Below are 17,987 nucleotides of genomic sequence, written 5' to 3'. Positions count from 1 at the left end.
GGCTTATTCTCTCACAAACGAGAATCGTTGTGAATCCTAAATATCAATATTTTTGATTATTATTGCTTAATAAATCAATTTTACTGATCTAATTCGTAACTTGGAAACTGCGTCATAACTCTAGTTTTTGCCAGTATGGTCACATCGCCATAGTTCTCGCCTGCCGTTCGGCTTGCGTGACCTTGGATAGCATCAATGACACGTTGAGAAACGCCAAGTTCTGTTCCAATGGTTTTGAAACGATGCCGCCATGCGTGGTTAGGCTGTAACCCTTCCGGTATCACTTTAATCTCATGCAGCCACTGACTGACACGTCCAGCAACGGTTCTCGCACCTGAGAGAGCTTTATCTGGGGTATTGGAATGGAATAGCGGCCCAGACTTTGAGCGATCCACAAATTCTAAAAAGCCCTCTGCGATGATCTGCGGGTGCAAAGGAACATCGCGATAGGTGAAAGATTTAACCGATCCCGCATCAGGCGCTATTCTAATCACCGATATATCTCCTTCCTTGCGCACGTCCTCTTTTCGCAACTGCATAATTTCGGTGATACGAGCGCCAGTGAACGCGCACAAAATTGAAGCAAACTTCTTTGCAGCGGTCATCTTTTCAGATTCCCGATTGCTTGGATTATCTCGATGAATAGGCGTGTAAGCTCTGCAAGCTTTGAGGATTGCTAAAGCTTCATCATCGCGAAAGCCCTTTTCACGAGACTGCGCTTGTTTCGGCTTTTTGACTTTCACGCCTTTAGTTGGGTTCTCCGGTATTTTCTTTTCTTCAACTGCCCAATTCAGAACGGCGCGAACGCTTGCCATGTAAACGTCCGAGACGGTTTTAGCTGCAAGCGTTTCCAACTTCTTGTTTCGCCAATTCCTGATATTATCATCAGTAATGCGCAAAGCATCGTTATGCCCGACGAACTTCATCAAATCAGTGAAAACAGGGGTCCAGCGCTTCCGGGCTTCTTTGCCCTTCCCTTGGCGCTCTAGCTGATTCACATAGCCGTCTAGCAAATCCATCAAGTCAACAGGCTGTTGCGGCTCTGGCGCGTCGATAGCCTTCACAAGCATAGGATGCTCTGGCGTTCCGTTGAAAATTCCTTCGTCGCGTTCGGCTGATCGTGAAAGGGCTTCATACTCCGAAACGCATAGAGCTATCGCCAGCTTGCGCCAGTCCAGTGAGCCTTTTTGAACGTCCGTATTGCCGAGCAATTGAAACCGATTAATTCGATCACCTACCAGATTTTCTAGCTGGTCATCGTTTAAGCGGCCCGCGATCCCGGCACGTAAGTTTTCAACGAATACGTCATCAAAACCAATGTTTGAGAAACGCGGGTCGCTTTGGCGTATCTGTTCATCAAAGATAATTAGCGATTGATAATGCCGGTTCGCAATCTGCTCAATCGATAACGGAAAGCGCAAAGAAACAGGGCCGGATTTTGGCATTGCCTGTTGCTCTGCGATTGCAATTTGACCTTGTAACGCCGCAACAGCACTTGGCAGTTTAATTAGCGCCTGCCGTCGATCCGCACCTAATTGCGTTTCGAGTTCTGCCTTGCCGACAATTGATCTGAGATTCTTCGGAACGACGAGCCGGGCTGAATAACGCCCATTGCGCTCTTTAAGATGCCTAACTTTGCCCGCCATACCCACACCCATTTTGTGACACGATTTGTGACATGAATATGGGTAAAACGCCTTATGGCGCAAGGGGTTCTAACGATTTCAGGGGGTTGCGCTGGTGCTGCGAGAGAGGATTGAACTCTCGACCTCTCCATTACCAATGGAGTGCTCTACCACTGAGCTACCGCAGCATTCTCTTGAACGCGGCGGACTTCTGACACATCATTACGCAAATCGCAAGCAACCAATCACAATTATTTTCACATAATGTGGAAATCCCCCGCCCACCTCCACAGAAGGTGCTTTTCGTGCGCATTCTGCCGTAGTAAACAGCCCTCATGAACGAAGATGACACCCACGACGAAAAACAAAATCAGGCGGACAGGCGCAAAAAGCGGCTTGCAGAGCAGCTTCGGGCGAATCTGGCACGTCGTAAAGCACAAACCCGTTCGCGCCGCGCCGGCGATGCCGACGAACGTAATACTGGCATCACTGCAGGAAAAGACGACACCGATTAACATACGGTTCAATTTTCAAGGTTAGTATATCAGGCGGAACAAAACCGCAGCCGGCAAAGCCTTTCTTGAAGATAGCGAGTGGCTGCGATAAAAGCACAATTCAATTCTTGATGGCGTTGCGGTTCGGCTATGATTCGTGATCGACGTAATTCCGCCGCAAGAACAGTCATTTCATAATGCAACACCGCAGGCCTGAACGCTGCGGAACTTGCAAAAATCAATTACCGGGCAAATGGCTTCGGCCCAGAAGGTGAAACAGCATGGATCGCATCAAAATCGTCGGCGGCAACAAGCTCAACGGCGTCATTCCCATCTCCGGCGCGAAAAATGCTGCGCTTCCTTTGATGATCGCCTCTCTTCTCACCGACGATACGCTGACGCTCGAAAACGTGCCGCATCTCGCCGATGTCGAACAGCTGATCCGCATTCTTTCCAATCATGGCGTTGATTATTCGGTCAACGGCCGCCGCGAACACCAGAATGGTGCTTACTCGCGCACCATCCATTTCACAGCCCGTAATATCGTCGACACCGTTGCTCCTTATGAGCTGGTTTCCAAGATGCGTGCGAGCTTCTGGGTTATCGGACCGCTCCTTGCTCGTATGGGAGAAGCCACAGTATCGCTGCCTGGCGGTTGTGCCATCGGTACGCGCCCGGTTGACCTGCTGCTCGAATGCCTTCAGGCTCTCGGTGCACAAATCGACATTGAAAACGGTTATGCCAAGGCGCGCGCGCCAAAGGGCGGTCTCGTCGGCGCACGCTATCGCTTCCCGAAGGTTTCGGTCGGCGCAACCCATGTGATGCTGATGGCAGCCGTGCTTGCCAAGGGCGAAACAATCATTGAAAATCCTGCGCGCGAGCCAGAAGTGGTCAATCTGGCCGACTGCCTCAACGCAATGGGTGCAAAAATCACCGGTGCTGGCACCGAAGCGATCCATGTTCAGGGCGTGACAAGCCTGTCTGGTGCACGCGTTCGCGTCATTCCTGATCGCATTGAAACCGGCACGTATGCCATGGTTGTGGCCATGACCGGTGGCGACGTTCTGCTCGAAGGTGCTGAGGCAAGTCAGCTGACCGCAGCACTCGATACGCTGCGCAAAGCCGGTGCTGAAATCACCGAAACCAACAGCGGCCTGCGCGTTGTGCGCAATGGTCACGGTATTCACCCGGTTGACGTAACGACCGATCCATTCCCCGGTTTCCCGACCGATCTTCAGGCGCAGTTCATGGGCCTGATGACCATGGCAAAGGGAACGTCGCGCATTACCGAAACGATTTTCGAGAATCGCTTTATGCACGTACAGGAACTGGCGCGCCTTGGCGCAAAGATTTCGCTGTCCGGTCAGACCGCGACAGTTGAAGGCGTCGAACGTCTCAAGGGCGCTCAGGTTATGGCAACCGATCTGCGCGCTTCGGTTTCTCTCGTCATTGCAGGTCTTGCAGCCGAAGGTGAAACCATCGTCAACCGCGTCTATCACCTTGATCGCGGCTTTGAGCGTCTGGAAGAAAAGCTCTCGCGTTGCGGCGCGAATGTCGAACGCATCAGCGGTTAATTGCTTAAAAGCCGGAAATAAGTTTCCGGCTTTTCTTTTATTGCAGGCAGATTAATCAACAGGCTGAAAAGCCTGTCGATTTTTTTCTGCTGGCATGTAAAGTTGACTTGCCTAAGACTGAAGAACAGTAGGGAACGATGCCAGATATGGAAATGTTGAAGCTTGTGGCGCTGGATGAGGAGGATTTGCAGGTCCTGTCCGCCCATCTTCAGGATGCAGTCCTAAAAGTCTCCGATCTTCAATATCTCGCGAAGGACAAGCGCTTTGTCCTGACTGCCAACCGTTTTGCGTGGGAAGAAGCGAAGCCAAAGCTGTTTCGCAAACCCCAGTATCAGCGCCGCCGGGCAGCTTTGCATTTCAATCGTGTGACGGTTGCGAAAGCCACCGGCATTGATCGACAGAAGCCGGATGAGGTTCTCTCGCTGCTTGCTATTCGTTTCATTCCCGGTGAGGCACCTGCCGGAACATTGGAACTGACTTTTTCGGCAAATGCAGCTATCCGTCTGGATGTGGAATGCATTGAAGCGCAGCTGACGGATGTGGGACCAGCCTGGGAAACAAATTCCCTGCCGCGACACGACGCCTGATTGCCGCTGACATCTGCTTCGCATACCTGACGGGCACCGCCCAGACTGACAATTAAAGGAATACCAGCGTGGTCACGACGCTAAGACAAACCGATCCCGATTTTGAACAGAAGTTTGCAGCTTTCCTCACCGGCAAGCGCGAGGTCTCGGAAGATGTGGATCGGGCTGCCCGCGAAATCGTTGATCACGTGCGTCGCGAAGGCGATACAGCGCTTATTGAATATTCGCAGCGGTTTGATCGTATCGATTTGAATAAGACCGGTATCCGGGTGACGGAAGCGGAAATCGATACGGCTTTCGATCAGGCGCCTGCTTCGACCATCGAAGCTCTCAAACTTGCCCATGAACGCATCGAAAAGCATCATGCGCGTCAGCTCCCAAAGGACGACCGTTATACCGACGCACTTGGTGTAGAACTCGGTTCCCGCTGGACAGCCATCGAAGCGGTTGGTCTTTATGTGCCGGGCGGCACGGCAAGCTATCCAAGTTCGGTGCTGATGAATGCCGTGCCCGCGAAGGTCGCAGGCGTCGAGCGCATCGTCATGGTTGTTCCCTCACCCGATGGCAAGCTCAACCCACTGGTTCTGGTTGCGGCCCGTCTTGCAGGTGTGTCGGAAATCTACCGCGTCGGCGGTGCGCAGGCTATTGCGGCGCTCGCTTATGGCACGGAAACCATTGCGCCGGTGGCCAAGATCGTCGGTCCCGGCAATGCATATGTTGCTGCGGCCAAGCGCATTGTGTTCGGCACTGTCGGCATCGATATGATTGCAGGACCTTCCGAAGTTCTGGTGATTGCCGACAAGGACAACAATCCAGATTGGCTGGCCGCCGACATTCTGGCACAGGCAGAACATGACACAGCGGCGCAGTCGATTCTCATGACGAACGACGAGCCTTTCGCAAGAGCTGTTGAAGAGGCTGTGGAGCGTCAGCTCAAGACTTTGCCGCGTGCTGAGACTGCCGCCGCAAGCTGGCGCGATTTCGGTGCCGTCATTCTGGTTGACGATTTTGAAGCGGCCATTCCGCTGGCAAACCGCATTGCTGCGGAGCATCTGGAAATCGCCACGGCAGATCCGGAAGCGCTTTTGCCAAAAATCCGCAACGCCGGTTCGGTGTTTATAGGCGCCTATACGCCGGAAGTGATCGGCGACTATGTCGGCGGCTGTAACCACGTTCTGCCCACAGCACGCTCTGCGCGTTTCTCGTCTGGCCTGTCGGTTCTGGATTACATGAAACGCACATCGCTTCTTAAACTCGGCCCGGATCAGTTGCGTGCCCTCGGTCCCGCAGCCATCGAAATCGCCCGTGCTGAAGGCCTCGACGCCCACGCACAATCTGTCGCCATCCGGCTTAATCTATGAGGTATCATGACCGCCGGCGTTCCTAATGCCCGCCTTGTTGACGTCGAGCTCGATGATTCCATCGGCCGCTCGACGCCTGACGTCGAGCACGAACGCGCGGTCGCGATTTTTGACCTGATTGAAGAAAATGCGTTTCATCCGGTGGGTGACCATACTGGCGGGCCGTACAAACTGAAGCTTTCGCTGATGGAATCACGTTTGATTTTTTCCATCATGCGTGAAAGCGGTGACGATGTTGCAACTCACATTCTCTCGTTAACCCCATTGAGACGCGTTGTGCGCGACTATTTTCTCGTTTGCGAAAGCTATTATGAGGCCATTCGCTCAGCGAGCCCCAGCAAGATCGAGGCGATCGACATGGGACGGCGCGGCTTGCACAATGAAGGCTCGCAGACTCTGCAAACTAGACTGAACGGCAAGATCGAAGTCGATTTTGCGACCGCACGGCGTCTTTTCACGCTCGTCTGCGTGCTGCACTGGCGGGGCTGATCCTTGATGAGCAATCAGGAAGCGATTGTCCCAACAGAAGAAAGCGAAGTCGCTAAACGGCCCACTTCTGTACTTTTCGTCTGTGGCAAGAATTCTATTCGTTCGCCAATTGCCGAACTTCTTGCAAGAAAACTGCTTCCACCCAATATGTATATCGCTTCTGCCGGTGTTCAACGTGGCGAGCGCGATCCGTTTGTCGATGCCGTGCTCATTGAAGAAGGCCTGTCGCTCGATGCCCGGCAACCGCGCGGACTCGAAGAATTGGCGGACGGCTATTTTGATCTTATCATCACGCTTACCCCGCTCGCGCATCATACGGTGCTTGAACGGATGCGTGGCTTTTCCGTCGATGTGGAATATTGGCCCACGCCTGATCCAACGCTTATGACGGGAAGTCGCGAGCAGATCATGAATGCATATCGTGACGTGCGAGACCGCCTGAAGCGGCAAATCACAGAGCGATTGGCCCCAAAATAACATCGCCCAATTCGGTTGTTCACAAATGCTGTCTAATCATATAGGTTCCGGCCAAATTTAAAGCTGCGGCCCGATGTCGGGCCAATCTATCAAAGAAAGTAACAGGTATCGCATGGCGAAAGAAGAAGTCCTCGAATTTCCGGGCGTTGTTACGGAACTGCTGCCGAATGCAATGTTCCGTGTGAAGCTCGAAAACGAACATGAAATTATTGCGCACACCGCAGGCCGCATGCGCAAAAACCGCATTCGCGTTCTGGCTGGCGACAAGGTTCTGGTCGAAATGACCCCTTACGACCTGACCAAAGGCCGTATCACATACCGCTTCAAGTAAGCAGCCGCCTATCTTTCAGGAAACTTAGTTCCAGGAAAAGCCTTGTCTATGAGCGCGCAACATAAGCTAGTTCTTGCCTCCGGCTCTCCCCGCAGGATCGAGCTTCTGGGGCAGGTCGGCATTGAGCCAGATCATATTCAGCCAGCAGATATTGACGAAACGCCTGAGCGCGCGGAACATCCGCGTTCACTGGCGCGTCGTCTTGCGCGTGAAAAGGCAAAAGCCGCACAGGAACAATTGAAGGGCGATGAAAACTTCGCCAATGCTTTTGTTCTGGCGGCTGACACGGTTGTTGCCGTGGGACGTCGTGTCCTGCCCAAGGCAGAGATCAACGACGAAGCACGGGAATGTTTGCGCCTTTTGTCAGGACGCACGCATAAGGTTTTCACCGGCGTGTGCCTTATTCTGCCCAACGGCAACCTGCGTCAGACGCTTGTAGAAACGCGCCTGCGTTTCGAGCGGTTGACGCGCAAACAGATTGACGCCTATCTCGCTTCGGGCGAATGGCGCGGCAAGGCCGGTGGTTATGCCGTTCAGGGGCTTGCAGGCAGCTTTGTGGTCAAGCTGGTTGGATCATATACCAATGTGGTTGGCCTCCCCTTGCAGGAAACTGTAAGCTTGTTGGCCGATGGTGACTATCCGATTTATACCAATTGGATAAACGGCAAGGTCTGAGAATTCCCATGAGCGACAAGAAAGATATATCTGCAGCTGCCGGTTCGCGCGTTACACCGTTGCGCCCGACTCGCCCCTGCCCTGAATGTGGTAAGCCATCAGTTCGTGATACGTATCCGTTCTGCTCGCCACGTTGCAAAAGCATCGATCTCAATCGCTGGCTTTCGGGAAGCTATGTCATTCCTGGAAAAACGATTGAAGAAGAGGAAGAAAACGACAACTGAGGCTGGGTAACGTCGATTTCCACAGTGAAATCGGCACTTTAGCGTGTTTATAAGAAATCTTATAAAAATTGCGATGGGGTGCTGGACAGCGCGAAATTTAATGCTATAACCCACCCACTTCCGGCGGACACCAACACCGCCACACGGTGAGAAATCACTGCAAGGATGCCCGGATAGCTCAGTTGGTAGAGCAGCGGATTGAAAATCCGCGTGTCGGCGGTTCAAATCCGTCTCCGGGCACCATCTTTCTCCTGACAATGATCTTCTGATATTGCGCAGCACTTTAGCGGTTACCTGATATTCGGTGAGTTTAATCCGGAATACTCATGAAATTTTCCCCTGCCGATCAAGATGTTCTCTTCCGCATTCTGCGGTGGCGGCGAGATGTGCGCCATTTTCTATCTGATCCTGTTTCCGATGAAATTCTCGAAAAGCTGCAACAGGCAATGGCCTATGCACCATCCGTTGGAAATTCACGGCCATGGAGAATCTTTGCCGTCCAGAGCGCCAAAATGCGCGAGGCGGTGCATCATCTATTTGAAAAATCAAACCGCGATGCAGCAAATATCTACGACCCGGCTCGTGCCAGGGAATATGAGAAACTGAAGCTGGAAGCTATCCGCACAGCCCCGGTTCAACTCGCCATTTTCACCGAAACAGACCCCGCTGAAGGTCATGGTCTCGGGCGACAGACAATGGCTACCACACTGGAGCAAAGCACAGCGATGGCAGTCCAGAATCTCAATCTGGTAGCCCGTTCACTCGGACTTGGTGTCGGCATGGTTTCTATTCTCGATCCACACGCAATGAAGCACCTGTTCAGCACGCCAGAACATTGGAATTTCAGTTTTTATCTGTGTATCGGCTGGCCATGCTTCGCCAGCGATACGCCCCTCCTGCACGAGAACGGATGGCAAGAAAATACGCCCCTCCATTGGAGCACATCATAGATCACAATCATCCGCTGGCCTGATCGTTCAGCAAGTGGCTGGCACGCATTTGATAGTTGATCGCAACAGCCCAATTTTCTTGATGAGAGACATGCTTCTACGCCACAAACACCGGCTCGCTGCTTTATTTTGATGTCGACCGGTACAAGTCAATGACGAGCGTGGCCACGCTGCTGGCGACGAGTTGCTGCAGCTGATCGGCGAAACACTGGCCGGGCGCAATCGTCCGGATGAAGTCAGTGCACGTTCCGGTGGCGATGAATTCATCGTGCTGCGTCTGGGCGGGACAAAGGCAAGCGATCTTGCCGAAGCGCAGCAGATCAAGGCTTTGTTTGATGATGCCGTTGCGCGTGAAGGCTTTCCCGTGAGCTTTTCGATGGGCCTTGTGAGCTTCACCATGGCTCCGACAGATGTAACGGCAGCTCTCTATGCAGCTGATGCACTGATGTATGACGCCAAGCGGCGCGGTAAAAACCTGATCTCTGTCGGCGAACAGAAATAAGGCTTCACTTTTCAGTGAGGCTGAGGCTTGTTGTTTTGCTGCGATTGATCTGCAGCACGTCTTCTGCGACCACTGCATCCCACAGATAATTGGGAATGTTATCTGGTAGGCTTCAGCGCATATCGCCTGTCATCAAACGGCTTGTTTAACATCTTGCGGGGATTTTCCATGATCTGGACCTTGTTCGGCATTCTTTCGGGTGCCTGTATTGCTATTCAGGCGCCAATCAATGCCGCACTGGCTCGTGGATTGGGATCGCCGGTAACAGCTGCTGCGATTTCGTTTCTTTCCGGTGCCGTCATCCTTGCCGTTATCGCCGGAATTACCGCGCGCGCGACGGGTGCGATGCCAGCGTTCAACGTGCCTGCGGGCTGGCTGTTCGTGGCTGGCGGTGCGCTTGGCTGTATCTATGTGACCGCATCGGTGTTGCTGACGCCGCGTATCGGGGCTGCTGCCGTGATGGGGCTTGCTGTTGCTGGACAATTGATGGCCGGACTGGCTGCTGACCGCATCGGCTTCATGGGCGTTGCGGTGCGTGAAATCACCGCCGGGCGCATTGTTGGTGCGGTGCTGTTGCTTTCCGGCGCATTGATGATCCGCTTCCTCTAAAAACAAAGCCGCGCTTTCCAGCGCGGCTTTTTATTTTACGATAAGCCGAAAATTGGCTCTCAACCCTTGAACGTATATTCCGCAATCGACTGCGGTTTCATTTCAATCGAGAAGCCCGGCAGCGATGGTGGCATATAAGCCGCATCCTTGATGATGCATGGCTCGATGAAGTGTTCGTGCAGGTGATCGACATATTCGATCACACGACCATCCATGGTGCCGGAAACGGCCACATAGTCGATCATGGAAAGGTGCTGCACATATTCACACAGGCCAACGCCACCCGCATGTGGCCAAACCGGCTTGTTGTACTTGGCAGCAATCAGCAGCACGGACAGAACTTCATTCAGGCCACCCATACGGCATGAATCGATCTGAACGATGTCGATAGCGCCTTCCGCGATGAACTGCTTGAACATGATGCGGTTCTGGCACATTTCACCAGTCGCAACCTTCACATCGCCAATGGCTTCGCGGATCTTGCGATGGCCTGCAACATCATCCGGGCTGGTCGGTTCTTCGATGAAGAACGGCTTGGAGAAGGCAAGCTTGTTGACCCATTCGATTGCCTGATCGACTTCCCAGACCTGATTGGCGTCGATCATCAGATAACGATCCGGGCCGATTACTTCGCGCGCGATGGTGAGACGACGAATATCGTCTTCCAGATCGCGGCCAACCTTCATCTTCACATGATTGAAACCCTCGTCGATGGCTTCCTGGCAAAGACGACGCAGCTTGTCATCGTCATAGCCGAGCCAGCCAGCAGACGTCGTGTAGCAAGGATAACCCTTGGCTTCGAGCTTCGCGATACGCTCGGCCTTGCCGGCTCCCGCTTTACGCAGAATTTCGACAGCTTCGTCGCGGGTCAGCGCATCGGTGAGGTAGCGATAATCGACAATATCGGCGATCTCTTCCGGCGACATGTCGGCGACAAGCCGCCATACCGGCTTGCCAGCCTGCTTTGCCGCCAAATCCCAGAAGGCGTTGACGACAGCGCCGGTGGCAAGATGCATCGCGCCCTTGTCCGGACCGATCCAGCGCAGCTGGCTGTCACCGGTCAGGTAGCGCCAGAACTTGCCGGGGGCCGCGAGGAAATCATCCATCGAGGCACCCACGACCAGATGACGCATGGCGAGAATCGCCTGACAGCAAATGTCGTTGCCGCGTCCAATGGTGAAGGTCAGGCCATGGCCCTTCAGCGCCTCGTCATCCGTATCGAGGATAACATAGGCTGCCGAATAGTCCGGGTCCGGGTTCATCGCGTCAGAGCCGTCCAGACTTTGCGAAGTCGGGAAGCGGAGATCGAAGACGCGCAGATCAGTGATTTTCGTCATGATTTATCCGTGATCAGAGCATGCTCAAAAAAGTTAAACGTCAGCGCGCACGTTCTGCTTTTGCGTGCCGAGACCTTCGATGCCGAGTTCGACAACATCGCCAGCCTTGAGATAGCGCGGTGGCTTCATGCCCATGCCAACGCCAGGAGGCGTGCCGGTGGAGATGATATCGCCCGGCTGCAAAGACATGAACTGCGAGAGATAGGAAACGAGGTGGCGTACGCCATAGACCATGGTCTTGGTCGAGCCGTCCTGCATGGTTTCGCCATTGACCTTGAGCCACATGCCAAGGTTCTGCGGATCGGCAACCTCGTCCTTCGTCACCAGCCATGGGCCGGTCGGGCCGAACGTGTCGCAGGATTTGCCCTTGGTCCACTGACCGGCGCGCTCGATCTGGAATGCGCGTTCCGAAACGTCATGCAGCGTGCAGTAGCCCGCGACATAATCAAGCGCATCATCTTCCGAAACATATTTCGCAGTCTTGCCGATGACGATGCCGAGTTCGACTTCCCAGTCGGTCTTTTCCGAACCGCGCGGGATCAGCAGATCATCATTCGGACCGACGATTGCCGAGGTTGCCTTCATGAAGATGACCGGCTCTGGTGGTACAGCCATGCCGGATTCTGCTGCGTGATCGGCATAGTTGAGGCCGATGCAGATGAACTTGCCGGTGCCTGCAACGCATGGGCCAAGGCGTGGGTTGCCTTCGACTTTTGGCAGCGCATTGACATCCAGTGAACCGAGCTTGGCGAGTGCTTCAGGGCTGAGAACGGCACCCGACAAATCGCTGACATGCGCGGAAAGATCACGGATATTGCCGTCCGCATCGAGAAGGCCCGGCTTTTCCTGACCGGTTTCGCCATAGCGAAGAAATTTCATGAGTTTACTCCTTGTGGGGATAGAATTGGTGGCGGTGGAATGCCTAGAGCTGTCGAAATTCAGGTTATGGCGTGCCGAAAATGGTGTTTTTCGAGAACCGGAGCGGAATGTACTTAAAGGTACATGAGCACCGAAAGCGAAGAAAAATGCCATTTGCAGGCCGCCAGAGCCTGAATATCGACTACCCTAGATCGTCCAGCCTCCATCAATGTTATAAGCCTGACCGGTGGTATAGGTCGCACCCGCGAGATAGACCGCCAGATCGGCGATTTCTTCCGGCTGGCCGATACGGCCAATTGGCTGACGCGCGATGAATGCCGCGCGCTGTTCTTCATAATCGCCCTGCGCACGCAGACGGTCCTGAAGCGACGGGCTTTCAACCGTACCGGGGCAGATGGCGTTGCAGCGGACGCCCTTGGCAACATAGTCGGCAGCGACAGCCTTGGTGAGGCCGATGACAGCCGCCTTGGTGACGCCATAAGCAAACCGGTTCGGCACGCCTTTGACGCTCGAAGCAACCGACGCCATGTTGACGATGGCGCCATCCTTGCGTTCCAGCATGCCCGGCAGCACGGCCTGAATGGTGCGGATCATGGCCTTGACGTTGAGATTGACGGCAAAGTCGAGATCTTCGTCCTTCATCTCAAGGATTGAGCCGCCATGGACGACGCCCGCGCAGTTGAACAGGATATCGACCTGGCCGATCTCGGCGACCGCTGCCTTCACTTCCACCTCGTCAAGCACGTTGAGCTTGCGGGTGATAATGCCCGAAACGCCTTCGATTTCCTTGAGTGCGGCCTCGTTGATATCGGTCGCATAGACCTTGGCACCCGCTTCCGCAAAGGCCAGCACGCTGGCGCGGCCAATGCCTTGTGCTGCGGCTGTCACCAGTGCGGTTTTTCCATCAAATCGTATCGTCATTTTCAAGCCTTCCGTTCGACAAGCAGGATGTGGTCGCAAGCCAGCACCACTTCATCCCGCTGATTAAGCACTTCGCACCGCTCGGTAACGCGGCCCATATTGGCCCTCTTCGGGTCATCTTCCTTAGCGCTGATTGTCACGCGCGTGCGGATCGTATCTCCGATATGAACCGGACGAATAAAGCGCAGACGATCATAACCATAGGAAAATGCAACCGGATTGATCAGCGTTGCGGTCAATCCGACACCAATTGCAAAGATCATTGTGCCGTGGGCAATGCGCTGACCACCCGGCAGGGTCTTGGCGAATTCCGCATCCATATGGTGTGGAAAGAAATCGCCCGTATGCCCGGCGTGAACCACGAAATCCGTTTCGGTGATGGTGCGGCCCGTGGTGAGGCGCACATGGTTCATTTCATAATCTTCGTAGTAGATTTTCTGTTCGGCCATAATCAGACCTCCGGTTTTGCGGCAAGCGGCGTGGCGGGCGCGGCGCTCGACTGATAGGCGGCCTCGACCAGTGCCATGGTGTGCCAAGCATCTTCGACCGAGCCGATCAGTTCTGCATCTTCGCCGGTTCCAAAGCGCTGCAACTGCGCCATGCGGTTTAAGAATGCGTCCGGGAACCAAGCGCCTTGAAGCTCTACCTGCACCCAATCGCCCTCGCCTTTTGGCTTGATCCAGAGCTCGTCCGGTTCGCCGCGCGGATAGTCGAGATTGACGCCCAGTTTCACATAGGCAGCACCCTCGGTGCCGCAGATGCGGAACTCGCAGGCCTGAAACTTGCGGCCGAAATCATGATCGTGATTGACCGACAGCGCGCAGCGGACCCGGTCGCCATAATCGAGGATCGCGGCAGTGCGAGTCTGGGCCACATCGTGGTTCGGGTGGCCAATCGTTTTGGCGTGAACGCCAAGCGGATTGCCGAGCAGGCCGCGGATGAAATCCAGATAGTGGATCGAATGCATGGCAATCTCGATGCGCGGCAGACCTTTCAGGAACGGCCACAGACCCCAAGGGGTCGCAAGCGCCAGCCACGCGTCGAAATCCACCACTTCACCAAGCAAGCCCTTATCGACAGCATCATAAAGTGCCAACATCATCGGCGCAAAGCGTAGCTGGAAATTGACCGCAGCTTTGAGATTGCGCGCACGGCAAACTTTCAGAATTTCCGTGGCTGCAACAAGATCGCTGCCCATCGGCTTTTGGATGAGACAAGCGGAGCCTTCCGGCAATTGTGCGAGGATCGAAGCATGGGCCGATGGTGGCGTAGCGAGATCAAAGATCGCGCCTTCGACAGCAATCGCTTCTTCAAGGCTTCCAAAAGCTTTCACGCCCCATTGGTCGGCAAGTGCCGATGCCTTGTCCAGATTGGGATCGAAAATACCTGCAACCGGAAAGCCGCCCTTTTGATAAGCAGGCAGATGCGCGTCACCGACGATACTGCCTGCACCGAAAATCACGATAGGCTTTGGCTGTGTGGGCTTGGCCCACCACTGGCGCAGGGTCTTCGGATCGAAAACCTCAGTCATGATGGAATACCTCTTCCATCATCGCCCACCACTCGCCCTCTTTGCGGGTTTCGAGCGGCTTCTGACATGGCATGCAGACGGACCACCATTCCTGATTTTTCGGATTATCGGCCATCTTCTTCATGTCGGCCTCAAAGTCGGTGCCGACATAGTCCCATGTGCCGAACAGGAGATTTTCCGGTTCTTTCAGAAAGATCGTATAATTGGTGATGTTGCATTCGGAAATGAGCGCCAGAATTTCCGGCCACACGCTCGCGTGCAGCTTTTTATATTCTGCGATTTTCTCAGGCTTCAGCCCGATCACCATGCCCATTCGCTGCGCCATTACGACCTCACGATCTCGCGGGTGAATTCGGAAACCGACCGCGCACGCACAGCATCCCAATCCCACGAAATGCCAATGCCCGGCTCGGACGGCGCAATAGCGTGGCCATCACGGATTTCCATGCCCTTGGTGGTCAGATCATCAAGCTGCGGAATATATTCGACATAGCGCCCGTTCTGAACGGCACAGGTGAGGCTGACATGCAGTTCCATCAGGAAGTGCGGGCAGACCGGAATGTCGAACGCTTCTGCGGCGTGTGCCACTTTCAGCCATGGCGTGATGCCGCCAATACGCGCCACATCCACCTGCACGATGGAGCAAGCGCCCTTCTGCATATATTCGCGGAAATGGCGGATCGAATAGATCGATTCACCAACTGCAATCGGTGTCGGTGTGGAACGGGTCAGGCGGATATGACCGTCAAGATCATCCGCCGGAAGCGGCTCTTCAATCCACGCCAGATCAAGTTCTTTCAGACGCTCGGCGCGACGGATCGCTTCGTCCACCGTAAAGCCCTGATTGCAATCGGTCATGATTTCAAAGCCATCGCCTACGGCTGCACGAACAGCAGAAAGACGCGCATAGTCTTCCGACCCATGCGGCTTGCCGATCTTCACCTTGGAGCCAGAAAAGCCATTGGCTTTGGCTTGCAGTGCATCCTCAACCAGCGCTTCTTTTTCGATATGCAGCCAGCCGCCTTCGGTCGTATAAAGCGGACAGCGATCCTTGGCACCACCTGCAAGCTTCCACAGCGGCAGGTTCTGTTTTTTCGCACGCAAATCCCAGAGTGCCGTATCAATGGCCGCGAGCGCCAAAGCGGTGATCGCGCCGATGGTTGTGGCGTGGGTTGCAAATTCGAGCTTACGCCAGATCGCCTCGATGCAATCCGCATCCTCATTGATGATCAGCGGCACCAGATGGTCGTTCAACAGGCGCATGACGGACGAGCCGCCGGTGCCAATGGTGTAGCTGTAGCCCGTACCGACCGCACCATCGCTATCGGTGATGGTGACGATTGGTGTTTCCTGGCTGACAAAGCTCTGGATCGCATCGGTGCGCTTGACCTTCGGTGGAAGGTCGACCATGCGCAGTTCAACTTTTTCAATACGCGCCATAACTATACCGCCAGACTCTTGCCGCTTGCCGCATCAAACAGATGCGCCTGCGACAGATCAAAATGCATGGAAATCGCTTCACCGGAATTGAGGTGACGCGGGTTGAGCATACGCGCCACCCATTCCTTGCCAGCAAATTCGACAAAGACCAGCGTTTCATTGCCAAGCGGCTCGGTGATCGAAACGCGCAATTCGCCCTCATGAACGGCGTCTCCCGATGAAAGCCCGTGGCCTTTCGGAAACAGATCATCCGGGCGCAGGCCGAACGTGACCTTGGAGCCATCCGTGACCTTGGCCTTGAACTGTGCCGGCACTGGCAGGCGGTCGCCACTGGCAAAGACCAGTTCCGAACCCTGCACGGTTGCCTCAGCCATATTCATCGGCGGTGAGCCGATAAAGCCCGCAACAAACTGCGTGGCCGGACGCTTGAACACTTCATCCGGTGTTCCGACCTGCTCGATATGGCCATCGCGCATGATGACGATGCGGTCGGCCAGTGTCATGGCCTCGACCTGATCATGCGTCACGTAAACAACCGTTGACTGCACCTTGGCATGAAGCTTTTTGATCTCGGTGCGCATCTGCGTGCGCAGCTTCGCGTCGAGGTTGGAAAGCGGTTCGTCGAACAGAAACACTTCGGGGTTGCGCACGATGGCGCGACCCATGGCAACACGCTGGCGCTGACCGCCCGAAAGCTGTGCCGGACGGCGTTCCATCAGCGCTTCGAGGCCAAGAATGGCGGAGGCTTCATTGACGCGTCGGTCGATTTCCGCCTGCGGCTGCTTGGCGATTTTGAGCGAGAAGCCCATGTTCTCTCGCACCGACATATGCGGATAAAGCGCATAGGACTGGAACACCATGGAGATGTTGCGATCACGCGGTGGCAGATCGTTGACCACCTTGCCGCCGATTTCGAGCGCACCATCGGAGATGCTTTCAAGACCCGCGATCATGCGCAGCGTCGTGGACTTGCCACAGCCGGATGGGCCAACAAGCGCTACAAATTCCTTGTCGGCGATTTCGAGATTGATGCCATGCACCACTTCGATTGTACCATAGCGCTTGACGAGATTTTTAATGGAAAGCTGAGCCATTGTAATATCAACCTTTAACCGCGCCGAACGTCAGACCAGCAACAAGATGCTTCTGAACGATGAATGTGAGGGTCAGCGCCGGAATAATCATCACGACCGCCAGCGCACACATGCCACGCCAGTCGATGGTGAATTCAGCGGTGTAATCGAGAAGACCAACAGGAAGGGTCTTGGAATTGACGGAACGGGTAAGCTGGGACGCCAGCGCATATTCGTTCCACGAAGTGAGGAAGGCAAAAATGCCTGCGGTCGCAATGCCGGGACCAGCGAGTGGAAACTCCACCTGCCAGAAGGCCTGCCAGCGTGTGCAGCCGTCAATCTGGGCTGCTTCCGCCAGATCCTTCGGCACCTGACGGAAGAAGCCGTCGATCAGCCAGATCGTGAATGGCACATTGAGCGCCACATAGGTGACGATCAGACCAAAATGCGTGTCGATAATGCCGATGCGCGAATAGAGCATGAAGAGCGGTAGCGACAAGGCAATGCCCGGCACCGAGCGCGTCAGCATGAGGCCGAGGAAGGTTGTCGACTTGCCCCAGAAGCGGAAGCGCGCAAAGGCATAGCCACCTGAAACACCGACAATCAGCGCGATGATGGTGGATGTGACCGAGATAATCAGCGAGTTGCGGAAATAATCCCAGACCGGAATACCGCCGCCGCCAGCACCCGAAAACATCGCATAATAAGCATCAAGCGTGATTTCCTGCGGAATCCAGACCGGTGGCTTTGCCATGATTTCGACCGGCGGGCGCAGCGAGGACAGCACGATCCACAGACCGGGCAGACAAATGATCGTCATCGCGAGAAACAGGCCGATGAGATAGGCGACTTTCTTGACGCGACGTAGCAGACGATGCTGATCATTAGAGAGGGTTTTGGAAGCCATG

Annotated in this window: 21 protein-coding genes, 2 tRNA genes and 1 pseudogene; 13 read left to right on the top strand and 11 right to left on the bottom strand. The window is 54.7% G+C overall.

All coding sequences use genetic code 11. The annotated features are described in order from the left end of the window. Positions 1-80 precede the first annotated feature (80 nt). Both CEV33_RS16025 and CEV33_RS16020 read right to left on the bottom strand, forming a co-directional pair. Complete coding sequence (locus CEV33_RS16025; protein ID WP_094541753.1) at positions 81-1,646, bottom strand: tyrosine-type recombinase/integrase; 1,566 nt, start codon at positions 1,644-1,646, stop codon at positions 81-83. A gap of 92 nt (positions 1,647-1,738) precedes the next feature. Next, positions 1,739-1,813: transfer RNA gene (locus CEV33_RS16020), tRNA-Thr, on the bottom strand. 147 nt (positions 1,814-1,960) lie between these two features. Between CEV33_RS16020 and CEV33_RS16015 the strand changes: the two genes are divergently transcribed. The 13 genes and pseudogenes from CEV33_RS16015 (at position 1,961) to CEV33_RS15955 (ending at position 9,898) form a co-directional block, all read left to right on the top strand. Beyond that, positions 1,961-2,140: a hypothetical protein gene (locus CEV33_RS16015; protein ID WP_024898065.1), complete on the top strand. Its 180-nt coding sequence runs from the start codon at positions 1,961-1,963 to the stop codon at positions 2,138-2,140. A 260-nt stretch (positions 2,141-2,400) separates the two neighbouring features. Next, a complete protein-coding gene (murA, locus tag CEV33_RS16010) occupies positions 2,401-3,693 on the top strand; it encodes a UDP-N-acetylglucosamine 1-carboxyvinyltransferase (protein WP_094541390.1) in 1,293 nt (430 codons plus the stop codon). A 146-nt stretch (positions 3,694-3,839) separates the two neighbouring features. Beyond that, positions 3,840-4,280, top strand: coding sequence for a DUF2948 family protein (locus tag CEV33_RS16005; protein WP_094541752.1), 441 nt, complete (start codon positions 3,840-3,842; stop codon positions 4,278-4,280). Positions 4,281-4,348: 68 nt separating this feature from the next. Further along, positions 4,349-5,641 carry a histidinol dehydrogenase gene (hisD, locus tag CEV33_RS16000; protein ID WP_094541389.1) on the top strand — a complete coding sequence of 431 codons (1,293 nt, stop codon included), beginning with the start codon at positions 4,349-4,351 and terminating at the stop codon, positions 5,639-5,641. 6 nt (positions 5,642-5,647) lie between these two features. Next, complete coding sequence (locus CEV33_RS15995; protein ID WP_094541388.1) at positions 5,648-6,130, top strand: UPF0262 family protein; 483 nt, start codon at positions 5,648-5,650, stop codon at positions 6,128-6,130. 6 nt (positions 6,131-6,136) lie between these two features. Then, positions 6,137-6,607 (top strand): arsenate-mycothiol transferase ArsC, encoded by a 471-nt coding sequence (locus CEV33_RS15990; protein WP_094541387.1) that lies wholly within the window; start codon positions 6,137-6,139, stop codon positions 6,605-6,607. Positions 6,608-6,719: 112 nt separating this feature from the next. Then, positions 6,720-6,938 carry a translation initiation factor IF-1 gene (infA, locus tag CEV33_RS15985; protein WP_002965531.1) on the top strand — a complete coding sequence of 73 codons (219 nt, stop codon included), beginning with the start codon at positions 6,720-6,722 and terminating at the stop codon, positions 6,936-6,938. Positions 6,939-6,986: 48 nt separating this feature from the next. Next, positions 6,987-7,613 carry a Maf-like protein gene (locus CEV33_RS15980; protein WP_094541386.1) on the top strand — a complete coding sequence of 209 codons (627 nt, stop codon included), beginning with the start codon at positions 6,987-6,989 and terminating at the stop codon, positions 7,611-7,613. Between the two features lie 8 nt (positions 7,614-7,621). Continuing rightward, complete coding sequence (yacG, locus tag CEV33_RS15975) at positions 7,622-7,837, top strand: DNA gyrase inhibitor YacG (protein WP_024898072.1); 216 nt, start codon at positions 7,622-7,624, stop codon at positions 7,835-7,837. 167 nt (positions 7,838-8,004) lie between these two features. Then, positions 8,005-8,080: transfer RNA gene (locus CEV33_RS15970), tRNA-Phe, on the top strand. An 83-nt stretch (positions 8,081-8,163) separates the two neighbouring features. Then, positions 8,164-8,787, top strand: coding sequence for a 5,6-dimethylbenzimidazole synthase (gene bluB / locus CEV33_RS15965; protein ID WP_094541385.1), 624 nt, complete (start codon positions 8,164-8,166; stop codon positions 8,785-8,787). A 157-nt stretch (positions 8,788-8,944) separates the two neighbouring features. Next, positions 8,945-9,289 (top strand): annotated as a pseudogene (locus tag CEV33_RS15960) (GGDEF domain-containing protein); the annotation flags it as partial. Between the two features lie 168 nt (positions 9,290-9,457). Beyond that, positions 9,458-9,898 (top strand): DMT family transporter, encoded by a 441-nt coding sequence (locus CEV33_RS15955; RefSeq protein WP_094541383.1) that lies wholly within the window; start codon positions 9,458-9,460, stop codon positions 9,896-9,898. Between the two features lie 59 nt (positions 9,899-9,957). Here the strand turns inward: CEV33_RS15955 and CEV33_RS15950 are convergent, their stop codons facing one another. From CEV33_RS15950 to CEV33_RS15910, 9 genes are all read right to left on the bottom strand, one after another. Continuing rightward, positions 9,958-11,235: an L-fuconate dehydratase gene (locus CEV33_RS15950; RefSeq protein ID WP_094541382.1), complete on the bottom strand. Its 1,278-nt coding sequence runs from the start codon at positions 11,233-11,235 to the stop codon at positions 9,958-9,960. A gap of 33 nt (positions 11,236-11,268) precedes the next feature. Then, the gene (locus CEV33_RS15945; protein WP_094541381.1) at positions 11,269-12,114 is read right to left on the bottom strand and encodes a fumarylacetoacetate hydrolase family protein; all 846 of its coding nucleotides are present in this window, start codon (positions 12,112-12,114) and stop codon (positions 11,269-11,271) included. Positions 12,115-12,300: 186 nt separating this feature from the next. Continuing rightward, positions 12,301-13,035: an SDR family oxidoreductase gene (locus CEV33_RS15940; RefSeq protein ID WP_094541380.1), complete on the bottom strand. Its 735-nt coding sequence runs from the start codon at positions 13,033-13,035 to the stop codon at positions 12,301-12,303. A gap of 2 nt (positions 13,036-13,037) precedes the next feature. Beyond that, positions 13,038-13,484, bottom strand: coding sequence for a MaoC/PaaZ C-terminal domain-containing protein (locus tag CEV33_RS15935; protein WP_010658087.1), 447 nt, complete (start codon positions 13,482-13,484; stop codon positions 13,038-13,040). A gap of 2 nt (positions 13,485-13,486) precedes the next feature. Beyond that, positions 13,487-14,566 (bottom strand): Gfo/Idh/MocA family protein, encoded by a 1,080-nt coding sequence (locus tag CEV33_RS15930; RefSeq protein ID WP_094541379.1) that lies wholly within the window; start codon positions 14,564-14,566, stop codon positions 13,487-13,489. Continuing rightward, a complete protein-coding gene (locus CEV33_RS15925; protein WP_007873411.1) occupies positions 14,559-14,891 on the bottom strand; it encodes an L-rhamnose mutarotase in 333 nt (110 codons plus the stop codon). The genes CEV33_RS15930 and CEV33_RS15925 overlap by 8 nt, the downstream gene beginning before the upstream one ends. Beyond that, positions 14,891-16,006, bottom strand: a complete 1,116-nt coding sequence (locus CEV33_RS15920; RefSeq protein ID WP_094541378.1) for a mandelate racemase/muconate lactonizing enzyme family protein — start codon at positions 16,004-16,006, stop codon at positions 14,891-14,893. Before CEV33_RS15920 ends, CEV33_RS15925 begins: the two co-directional genes overlap by 1 nt. A 2-nt stretch (positions 16,007-16,008) precedes the next feature. Further along, positions 16,009-17,100: an ABC transporter ATP-binding protein gene (locus CEV33_RS15915; protein WP_094541377.1), complete on the bottom strand. Its 1,092-nt coding sequence runs from the start codon at positions 17,098-17,100 to the stop codon at positions 16,009-16,011. Between the two features lie 7 nt (positions 17,101-17,107). Next, positions 17,108-17,986 (bottom strand): carbohydrate ABC transporter permease, encoded by an 879-nt coding sequence (locus tag CEV33_RS15910; protein WP_007873406.1) that lies wholly within the window; start codon positions 17,984-17,986, stop codon positions 17,108-17,110. Between the last annotated feature and the right edge of the window lies 1 nt (position 17,987).

Origin of the sequence: Brucella grignonensis, from assembly GCF_002252505.1 — a bacterium.
Lineage (GTDB): Bacteria > Pseudomonadota > Alphaproteobacteria > Rhizobiales > Rhizobiaceae > Brucella > Brucella grignonensis.
Note: the sequence above shows the minus strand (reverse complement) of the source record. Positions and strands in the feature narration are given on the sequence as shown.